Raw genomic sequence first — 9,664 nt, forward strand, 5'->3', positions numbered from 1 at the left:
CTATAGATGTGATGATGCAAAGTTCCTGATTTTAAGTATGGGAACATTGTCTTCAGAATCTAAAATGGCAGTAGATAGACTGAGAGAGCAGGGCTACAAAGTCGGAAGTGTTAAAATTCGTGTATTTCGACCATTTCCAAACGAAGAATTACGAGATGTTGCAAATGGCAAAACACTTGTAGTCATAGATAGGAACATTTCATTTGGAAATGAAGGCTGCCTGTTCACGGAGGTAAAAGGAGCATTATACAACCTTAAACAAAGACCAAATCTATTCGGCTTTGTAGCAGGACTGGGTGGAAGAGACGTAACACAAATGCACATAGAAAAATTTGTGAAAAGATCCATAACTGCAGCGGAAAAAGGCGAAGCTCAAGAAAAATTTGAGTTTATAGGATTGAGGTGAGAAGATGGGTGTCAAGACAATTATTCCAGAAGAAGAATTCATTTTAGGAGGGAATAGAGCGTGTCCTGGCTGTGGAGCTGTAGTTGCGCTTCGTACAGTAGCTAAAGCATTAGGTAAAGATGTGATTCTAGTTATTCCAGCTTCATGTGCTACAATAATCTCTGGTAAATTTCCGGCTACCCCGTTCAAGTTCCCTGTTTTGAATATGCCATTTGAAACTGCGGGAGCTGCAGCCTCAGGAGTTGTTGCAGCATTGGAAGTTATGGGAAAAGATGATATTACAGTAGTAAGTTGGGCAGGTGATGGCGGAACCGCTGATATAGGTCTGCAGGCTTTGTCAGGAGCTGCTGAAAGAGGTACAAATTTTATCTATATTTGCTACGACAATGAAGCATATATGAATACAGGAAATCAGAGAAGCGGTGCAACACCCTTCGGTGCATTAACTACAACAACTCCCACAGGTAAATTTGAATTAAAAAAGGATATGCCGAGGATTATGGCAGCACATGATATTCCCTATATAGCTACAGCTTGTAGTGCATTTCCTGAAGACTTATTTCAAAAGGTAAAGAAAGCTAAAACTTTTAAAGGACCACGGTACATCCATATCTTGTCGATGTGCCCGACTGGTTGGAGAGTTGACTCAAGTCTTTCGATTGCTGTTGGAAGAAAAGCAGTTTCTACAGGTATGTGGATTCTTTACGAAATTGAAAACGGGCAACTTACACTAACTGGTAAGAGCAAGTATCTTGTTAACCCAGCGAAAAGAGAACCAATCGAGGAATATCTGAAGTTACAGGGCAGATTTGCACATATTACTGATGAAGAAATTGAACAACTCAAGAAGATCAGAGAAGAAAAATGGTCTAAACTATTATCGTGTACAGAATAAGTCGGTTAATGCAAATAGTTCGACCATAGGTCTTAATAACTATTTACAACTCTTTTATACTCTTAGATCTTTTCTTATTTGTGATAATAGCGTGAACTACCACCCTACAAGTAGGCTGGCTTCCTGAATCATCCATTCCCCAACGGGACATGTCAAACAGGCTCGACGGGCAGTCCCTGCCCTGAACTTGATGGTAGTTTGAGAACTGGCGAGTGTGACCTCAACTCAATTCTACCTACTATTAAGGTGCAAAGACCTATTTAAAGATTGGAGACCGTTGTGAAAGTGAAAACAAGCAATTCATCCCCCAAACTAGTTGGGTGGTCTTCTTGCGAAACATCTATAAAATTAAGATAGCCGTTAATTCTATCAGATCAGCGATTCCATGATTAGCGAAGATATACTTGAAAATACAGTTGCAATATTTTCCCCTGTTTTTGAACTCGTTTTGAAAAAAAATGACTGATCAAGACCTATAGACAATAAAAACTGATTAATTAGATCATCTGGTATAATATTATCTCCATTTTCTTTTGCAAGATCACTTTTAGTTCCAATGAGCAAAATAACGGGGTTTTTAGTATGATCTTTAATCAATTTTATCCACTCATGTAAATTGAGTAGACTTGAAATGCTTGTTAAATCGAAAGCTAGGATGACTCCATGAGCGCCATTGCAATAAGTGGGGAGGAGAAAGCGAAACCTTTTTTCCCCGCCGAAATCCCAGACCTGAAGCTTAATCGTTTCATCAAACGTGTGGTTTGCTTCACATATAAGAAAACCTACACCGATGGTCATCTTTGTGTCGACATTGAACTTTCCAGTGGCATGCCTGTTTATTAAAGTAGTCTTTCCTACACCGCCTTCGCCAGCTACAATTACCTTAAAAATATAAGTACGTTTCTTGTTAACTTTCACATTTGTTTGGTGGATTTCTTTTGCGCGCGCCAATCTGAATACCCTTTAAAAATTTATTCCTAATTCTTATTTGAATTAAGAATAGATAAAAAGAATCTGGTAAAACTCTCCGTTTAATTAAGAATAGATAAAAAGATTATAGTAAAACTCTCCGCAACACAATCAGTTATTATGTCTCAATAGATTACTTTAAAAGCCTATTTTAAAAGCAAAGAATTGTCGGGCGCTCCATTAGGGATTATTATATACAAATGCAAGTGGCAGATCATGGGCAAAATAACTTAAGCATAACATTTATCATAGAATTCGAAGATGTACAATAAAATTCTCTTTAGTAGCTAAGAGTGATTCCAATGACAAAACGTGAAAAGCCACTTATAACAACAAATCAATTTGGAACTAGTTCTTTAATTTCTTATTTGTTTGATCAAGAAATGCTTAAAGAATCTGTTAATCTGCGGTATGTGAAAAATGAAGAATAAATCGTTACTCACTATTTCTCACATTTACAGTTCATCTATTTTCATCAAATATCGTTTTATTTTATATTAACAATTTTTTACGATATTTTGGGTTTGAAATTTGAAGTATTAATACAATATCTTTTTGTTTTCCCCTAAGAAAAAATTAAAATCTCCAAAGATTCTTTCGTAGACTATGAGTTATCTAGTTATTGATTTTCATGTACATCCAAAAAGAAGTTCAAAATTAATCATAAATGAGATTCTCGAAGAAATGGATATTTCAGGCGTCTCCCATAGCGTTTTATTAGGGAAAGATTTTGGAGGATCTATAAAGAGGCCGGAGATTAAGAACTGGATAAAAGACGCCTTTTTAAAGAGTGATGTGGCCTCCCATTACTGGCCAAATGGTGTATCAAGTCGGTCGTTTTCACAACTTGAGGAAGCATGGCGTGAATTGGAATATTATCTTAAGGAAAGAGCCTCTAGTTCCCCTACCTCTCTTAAAGAATTGGCAGAAATAGTTAATACCCATCCTGATAAATTTACTGGCTTTGGATCAATTAATGTGCTGCAAAATGAAGAATATGTTACAGAAAAGTTAAGAGAATTGAATACACTTCAATTAAAGGGATTAAAAATTTGGCCTTTTCTTTTCAATCCTTCTGAAAATGAGAATCTTAGAATGGTCTGTGAAGATTTTGAAAAACGTAGAAAGATTCTATTAGTGCACACAGGTTGTGGTCCTGGTCCATGGGAAATCCCTGAATTAGCAAAATATTGTAATCCGAAATATTTGGAACCTCTTGCTAAGGATTTTAATGATCTTCCTATTGTTTTAGCACATTCTGGATATTACAGTCGCGATAACCCTGGAATTTTCTTTAAAGATGCCCTTGAACTCTCCAGAAAACATGAAAATGTTTGGCTTGAGGTATCCGCGGTACCAGATGTTGTTACAGATCCTATCTTAGCAGATAAAGTAAAAGATGCTATTGGTGGATTCGATCGAGTTCTGTTTGGAAGCGATTATCTCGAATATATGCAGATAACTGTCCATGTAATTAAAAAAGCACGTCATTTAAAAGATGAGGACAAGGCAAAGATACTCGGGCTAAATGCGAAACAACTTCTTGGGCTATAAGCATAGTGATTAGAATGTGAGAACTCTTTTAATGTCCTAAAAAAGAAAAAAAGATTAGGGCATCGATCTTATAGCAAGTTTTTGCTTTCCGAACCAACTAAAGGCAACGATCAGTGGGATCAAAGCAATCATTATGGTACCTAAACACCTGCCACCACCGCCATCACTAGTGTAATCCACAACTAATTGAGGCTCCCTATTGGTTTCTTTTGTACGGAATGAAACCCATGGCGACTTTGACTGTTCACTTTCATCTATTTGTAGCACAATGCTAATTGTTGTATCCTTTTTGGCGATGCTTGTCACATCCCATTCATGCCATTCTCCCGGTTCTGCGACAGAGACCGTGTCTACAGCATCACCTGAAGTATCTGGTGCATTTGCCCATGTAATCTCTAACTCTTCCCACGTATTATCAGGACAGTAAAAGGCACCTATTTTAGTTGTCTCCGTAACAACAACTGTATGTAATCTCAATGTTGCTGAATTAATAGTTGAGCCACTTGACACCTCAGAAAGATTGAATTTTAAGTAGGCACGACGTTCTATATCATCAAAAAAGGTTCTATTTTGATATGTCACGCGTAAAATATCTTGGCCTCCGAAGTTACTAGTGGATTTTTCTGAATTAATAAATGAATCGGCAATTGGTTCTAAAGTCTTTGTTTCTGCTTTAGCGCTAGGAGTTAGCAAAAGAATACCTAATATAAACACAGCAAATATAAGCGGTTTTTTAATTTCTTCCGCCTCCTTATTTTTAGTATAAAAATCATGAAAGCTAATACTATTTAACATTTCAAATATAGGGCAAAAATTACAAAACAAATATCATTATGCTGCTATTCTCAAATACTTTTGCAAAGCTTCCTTCGAAAAACTGTAGTTTATCCTCAGGAAGTGTATCTAAGACGACAAATAAGAAACTCGAATTGTATTTTTTAATTATCATCTCAGATTCTTGATAACTCCCTTCACCAAACACTATTAAACTCTCATTTATCCTGAGTGCGCGCTCCTCTTCTCTGGTAAGAGAGTAATAAGAAACGTAACCTAACGCAACTTTGTTTCCTGATAATGCGGGTATTTTCCTTGAAACATCTTCTGGGGCATAAACAATTTGGGAATTTTCTGTATTCTCTGCTAGCCACATAATACCTTCGTATTCATCTCCATCAACAATGAAATGTATCGGTGTCTTTCGCAGATTAAAAATGAAGAAACCAACTAATTGTGAAGTGAAAAGACCAATAAGAAGAATAAGAATAAATAAAATCCGTGCTTGAAATCGTGTAGGTTTTAGTTTTCTTAATCTATCGAAGAGTTTTATTTTGGATTTATTAGCAGAAAATAAATCAAACTTAAGAAATATGTATTCAAGAGCAAAAGGCGCATAGAAAAAGAATGCATAGAACAAGAAATTTGTCTGACGAAATAATACCTGATATTCTATTCCTACCCACTGTAAATTGCCAATAACCATCCCCCAGAACCCCATAACTGCAGGAATTCCAAACTTATCTAAAGTTCCTTTTTTATATAGCCAGTAGACCCCTAGTACTGCTAATAGAAATACTAGGCCATAAGCCTCAAATATCTCCCATGGATATGGCCATGATGGTCTTCCTGAAGGAGTTCTCAATCCCCATCCAGCACCTGTTGTTTGGCTTTCTAATACCCAGAGCGTAGACCCTCCTCCAGATAGGTTCAAAAGTACTGGTATTGTGACGAATGAACCAATTAGATGCCCAATTAAGAGAATTAAGAATTCACTTGAAATTTTCTTATCTCTAAAAAGCCTGATAAAGAGTAAAATGAGGAATATCGCACTAAAACCTAGTGTAGAAAGATGATGTGTTATTATTGCCAGTCCTAAAAAGCCACCCGAGATGCCAAGATATTTCCAGTCGGTTAACCTCTCTATTTTCTTATAAAACAAAAGACTAAAGAAACCAAAACTGTATGAGAGCTTTGAATTTCTTTGAGTAAATAGATTATGTCGTAGATCCCAGTATTCAAACATCACAAAGTTTATCTTCTCTTTCACAAATGGGTCAACGTTTAAATTCGTGTTTCCTGTAAGGATACTCATTATTCCTACTTGTACTGTTCCCCAATTGAATATAAGTATGCCTAACAAACGAATCCAGGATAATGAATACGCAAAAACGGAAAAAAATAGTGCTAATCTGGCTTGTTTTTTGTTATTGAATATCGTAAGGCAAAGCATGTAAAATGCATAATGAAACAAAAACTGTGCGATTATATTCATTATATGCTGCGTCCAAAAAGAAGGGAGATTAAATGCTTCACCAATAAGCAAACAGGTCCAAAAAAATAATGGTGGTTGATGTAATAAGGGTTCTGTAATATCTGCGTTATAAGGATCGCTGAAAGGATAAATTCTGCCAGTTCTAATTTCTTCAATTACTGCAACTTCACCCCATCCATCTCCGAGTAATCCTACAAAAACATTCCCATCTCTTGCTGCAAATACAAGCCCAAAGATGATTAGAATGATTATTAACAATGAATTGAACAATGAAAGAAGGACTGGATGCGTTAAGTATCTAACCCATTTATTTTGGAAGTCATAATCATCAAAAAGCAGTTTAGCCATTATAACACCATCATTCTTAGGAGAGGACCAAACACTTAGTAGATTCTTTTTTTTACGTACTTTTCGAATTTGGTTCATATTAGTTTAAATGAAAATGTTGCTGTTGCAAGTCAAGGGAGTAGACTATTCACCTGATCATAGTTGCGTGGTAAACTTGCGTTTATGATGATTTAGAAGTTGTTAATAAAAAGTTATTGTGAAATAATAGATTTTTCAATCAAAAATGAGTTGTTTTGCCAGATTTTAGAGAACCTGAAATTTAATATAATGTCCAAATTCACGGTCTTATGATTTTTTTAATAACTTCTCCACACTTATCTCGATCCCTCGTGCAGTAAGCAATAGAATGGATGGGACCGACGGAAGTAGATAAAAAATAAATTGAGTAGTTCTAGGTAAGAGAAAGAAAAAACCATATTGGGTTATGAACCACAAGACTGGCAGTATTTCAGTGAAATTTACGTTGTTCTCTTTGTTCTTGATAGCTAAGTAGATTAAGTATATACTGGTTGGAATAGCAAGAAGATAAAGATATGGGTTGGCGACAGCTATTAGATCACAAGTATTTCGATAGAATACAAAGGGCTTTATGTTAAAAAGCCAGCCCTCTGGTCGACTTGCAAAAGGATGTTCAACATTTAATCCGAAACTCCATACTAGATAGAAAAGTGTATAGGCAGACCACTTCCCTATGCCCTCAATGAACATAATCGGTAAAACTATCACAAAAAAGACTGCTATCGGAACACTAACAAACAATCGAATAAGTCTCCATTCCCTTATATAGAGGAGATATAATACCACCCCGCATATAGAGAATACAGCAACAAATTTCACACTAGATGCAAGTCCAAAAAATACTGCCGATATAAAATATCTCTGATAAGTGAAGGCAAGAAATGCAAAAGTAATGAAAAAGGTTAGGTAAATGTCTAACATGGCAATGCATGACATAGCATAAGTAAGCGGATCAATAAGGATGAAAACTCCGCTTAAGATACCAACTTTTTCATGCCAAATTTTTTTACCAATTAAATAAACAAGTGGCGAGATTAAACTTCCAAGAAACGCTCCATTAATCCTCCAGCCAAATGAATTGTCACCAAACATAAGAATTCCAAGACCTATGAGATATTTCCCAAGAGGCGGATGAACAAGATTAGGGTCGTTACCTGTGGATATTAAAGACCTTGCTGCTACAACATAATATATTTCATCAGAGATAATATGTGGCGGATGAGTTAATCTAAGAATTCTAGTAATAAAAGCCGTAGAAAATAGAAGAAGAATTACAATAATGTGCTTATGCTCTTTTACAATATTAATGAAATGATTCAATCGCAATTTCATACATCTCTTAGAAGAACTAAGTCCTTTTACTATTTGATTTATTTCACCATAGATTTTATGATGTAGATTAATCAGTGTGCTTTTTATCCTTTAGACCACAAATTATCTGACTATTGATTCAACTAGGATATGAACAAAATGGTAAGTGTTATCACTTGTGGAGCGATTAATAGCGACATTAAGCTTTTTGTAAAGAGGTTTCCTAAAATAGGAGAAGAAGTCCCGATAAAACAGATAGGGAGAGTTCCTGGAGGAAAAGCAGCAAATGTTGCAGTAGCAGCAGCGCGAGTTTCTGATCCACATGCCGTGGCAATATTTGGAGGAGTTGGTCATGACGAGATCGGAAAAGAGCAGATAAATTTACTGAAACAAGAAGGTGTAGTTACAGATGGAATCAAAATCGTAGACAACATAGAATCTGGTCAAGCATATATTGTCATCGATGAAGGTGGACAGAACGTTATACATACTTACTTCGGTGCAAATAATGAGATAGAACCACAAGATATAATATCACCAGAACGAATAGCGCTAATTAAAGAAGCGAAAATAATAGCAATTTCCGATCCTCCCTTAGAAACTGCTACAATGCTGGCCAAACTTGGGAGTGAATACAAAGCAGAAATTCTTTGGGATCCTGGTACAAAGATAAGTGAGGGGCTATCAGGACTCTCAAAATGTCTTAATTTTGTGGATTTTTTACTTCTTAATGAAGTAGAAGCGGAAACTCTTACTGGTTGTACAGATCTTTCAGAAGCGGTCGAATCAATTTCTAAGTTTAATAAGAATCTAAAAATAATCTTTAAACAGGGTAAGAATGGATGTATTTGTGCCTTCAATCAAGAAATAATGAAGATTCCAGGAATTGACTTGGAAAAAATGGGACTCAAAGTGGTTTCCACAGTAGGATCTGGAGACGCGTTTTTCGGTGTTATTGCTGCATTCCTGAGTATAAAACATTCAATAAAAGATGCTTTAATTCATGCAAATGCTGCTGGTGCATTAAATGCTACACGTCCTGAAACAAGAGGTAGCCCTACTAAGACACAACTGAGCACATTTCTTAAGAAATTAGATTAAATAAGAACTGCTCAAGCAAAGGGTATAGAATCGCTTAGAAAACACTCTAATATATAAGAACAAAAAAAATGAAAAGAAAGGGTGAAAAATCATTGTTTATAGATAGATCTCTCTTGCCTTTTCAGTATCAATCAAGTTAACAGGGATAATAAGTACTAGCATAAATGTTGCCACAAGGAAAAATGTACCTTCCATGCCAAGGCTTGGAACAACAACTCCAGCAAGTCCGCGACCAACAAATGTTCCAATATTCAAAAATGCCATATAGAGTGCAAACATAATACCTGCAATTTTTGGTTTCGTTATATCCATGAATATTGCAATCTGAGCAACTCTTCCAAAGCCAACAGCTAAGAATATGAACACCCAGACATAATATAGCTCTGTCAAAGTGGTCACGAGTGCAGTGAGAACATATCCAGCTGCGAAACAAAGTAAGGCAACTGACAACACTTTTTTCTGACCGAATTGTTGTATTTTTTCCCCTAGTAGCCATCCAATTATTGCTCCGACTATAGCAAAGATAGAGGTCACCGCAGTAAATGCACCAACCTGATAAACAGTGGCTCCGAATTTCATGACCATCCATGGCTCAAAAAAGAAGTCTGTCATACCAGAATCTATATTATAGAACGCGGCAAAAATTAGTCCCCATATCACAAATCGTTGATTCGAAAAGATATCCTTTAAGTTATCTTTGCTGAAAAAATCCTTTATATCATCCGTTGTGACGCTTTCTGCTTTACTTACTTCTTTTTCAGGTGCGAAGATTACAAAGAGGAGTGTAGTAGTC

9 protein-coding genes and 1 pseudogene are annotated in these 9,664 nt (G+C 36.0%); 5 read left to right on the top strand and 5 right to left on the bottom strand.

The window, feature by feature from the left end:
- Nucleotides 1-406: pseudogene (gene porA / locus QVB70_RS17215) on the top strand (pyruvate ferredoxin oxidoreductase); the annotation flags it as partial.
- 4 nt (nucleotides 407-410) lie between these two features.
- Nucleotides 411-1,301, top strand: coding sequence for a 3-methyl-2-oxobutanoate dehydrogenase subunit beta (locus tag QVB70_RS17220; protein WP_287588862.1), 891 nt, complete (start codon nucleotides 411-413; stop codon nucleotides 1,299-1,301).
- A 369-nt stretch (nucleotides 1,302-1,670) separates the two neighbouring features.
- Here the strand turns inward: QVB70_RS17220 and QVB70_RS17225 are convergent, their stop codons facing one another.
- Nucleotides 1,671-2,252 carry a Rab family GTPase gene (locus QVB70_RS17225; protein ID WP_287588865.1) on the bottom strand — a complete coding sequence of 194 codons (582 nt, stop codon included), beginning with the start codon at nucleotides 2,250-2,252 and terminating at the stop codon, nucleotides 1,671-1,673.
- 320 nt (nucleotides 2,253-2,572) lie between these two features.
- Here QVB70_RS17225 and QVB70_RS17230 point away from each other — a divergent pair, with 320 nt between their 5' ends.
- Nucleotides 2,573-2,701 carry a hypothetical protein gene (locus QVB70_RS17230; protein ID WP_287588869.1) on the top strand — a complete coding sequence of 43 codons (129 nt, stop codon included), beginning with the start codon at nucleotides 2,573-2,575 and terminating at the stop codon, nucleotides 2,699-2,701.
- A 175-nt stretch (nucleotides 2,702-2,876) separates the two neighbouring features.
- The gene (locus QVB70_RS17235; RefSeq protein ID WP_287588871.1) at nucleotides 2,877-3,824 is read left to right on the top strand and encodes an amidohydrolase family protein; all 948 of its coding nucleotides are present in this window, start codon (nucleotides 2,877-2,879) and stop codon (nucleotides 3,822-3,824) included.
- 54 nt (nucleotides 3,825-3,878) lie between these two features.
- Here QVB70_RS17235 and QVB70_RS17240 read toward each other — a convergent pair whose 3' ends face one another.
- The 3 genes from QVB70_RS17240 to QVB70_RS17250 all read right to left on the bottom strand — a co-directional run bounded on the left by QVB70_RS17240 (nucleotide 3,879) and on the right by QVB70_RS17250 (nucleotide 7,785).
- The gene (locus QVB70_RS17240; RefSeq protein ID WP_287588874.1) at nucleotides 3,879-4,517 is read right to left on the bottom strand and encodes a DNRLRE domain-containing protein; all 639 of its coding nucleotides are present in this window, start codon (nucleotides 4,515-4,517) and stop codon (nucleotides 3,879-3,881) included.
- 121 nt (nucleotides 4,518-4,638) lie between these two features.
- Nucleotides 4,639-6,441, bottom strand: a complete 1,803-nt coding sequence (locus QVB70_RS17245; protein ID WP_287588877.1) for a hypothetical protein — start codon at nucleotides 6,439-6,441, stop codon at nucleotides 4,639-4,641.
- A 285-nt stretch (nucleotides 6,442-6,726) separates the two neighbouring features.
- Complete coding sequence (locus QVB70_RS17250) at nucleotides 6,727-7,785, bottom strand: phospholipid carrier-dependent glycosyltransferase (RefSeq protein WP_287588880.1); 1,059 nt, start codon at nucleotides 7,783-7,785, stop codon at nucleotides 6,727-6,729.
- Nucleotides 7,786-7,929: 144 nt separating this feature from the next.
- Here QVB70_RS17250 and QVB70_RS17255 point away from each other — a divergent pair, with 144 nt between their 5' ends.
- On the top strand, nucleotides 7,930-8,871 hold the full coding sequence (locus tag QVB70_RS17255) for a carbohydrate kinase family protein (RefSeq protein ID WP_287588883.1): 942 nt from the start codon (nucleotides 7,930-7,932) through the stop codon (nucleotides 8,869-8,871).
- A gap of 96 nt (nucleotides 8,872-8,967) precedes the next feature.
- Here the strand turns inward: QVB70_RS17255 and QVB70_RS17260 are convergent.
- Nucleotides 8,968-9,664, bottom strand: a 697-nt coding sequence (locus QVB70_RS17260; protein ID WP_287588886.1) for an MFS transporter, incomplete at its 5' end; no start/stop codon positions are given.

It is taken from the genome of Candidatus Borrarchaeum sp. (genome assembly GCF_019058535.1).
Lineage (GTDB): Archaea > Asgardarchaeota > Sifarchaeia > Borrarchaeales > Borrarchaeaceae > Borrarchaeum > Borrarchaeum weybense.

Bases quoted from the DNA above. Each gene is read 5' to 3' on its own strand.
- QVB70_RS17235 (WP_287588871.1), top strand. From the start codon at position 2,877: ATGAGTTATCTAGTTATTGATTTTCATGTACATCCAAAAAGAAGTTCA.
- QVB70_RS17220 (WP_287588862.1), top strand. From the start codon at position 411: ATGGGTGTCAAGACAATTATTCCAGAAGAAGAATTCATTTTAGGAGGG.
- QVB70_RS17255 (WP_287588883.1), top strand. From the start codon at position 7,930: ATGGTAAGTGTTATCACTTGTGGAGCGATTAATAGCGACATTAAGCTT.
- QVB70_RS17245 (WP_287588877.1), bottom strand. From the start codon at position 6,441: ATGGCTAAACTGCTTTTTGATGATTATGACTTCCAAAATAAATGGGTT.
- QVB70_RS17230 (WP_287588869.1), top strand. From the start codon at position 2,573: ATGACAAAACGTGAAAAGCCACTTATAACAACAAATCAATTTGGAACT.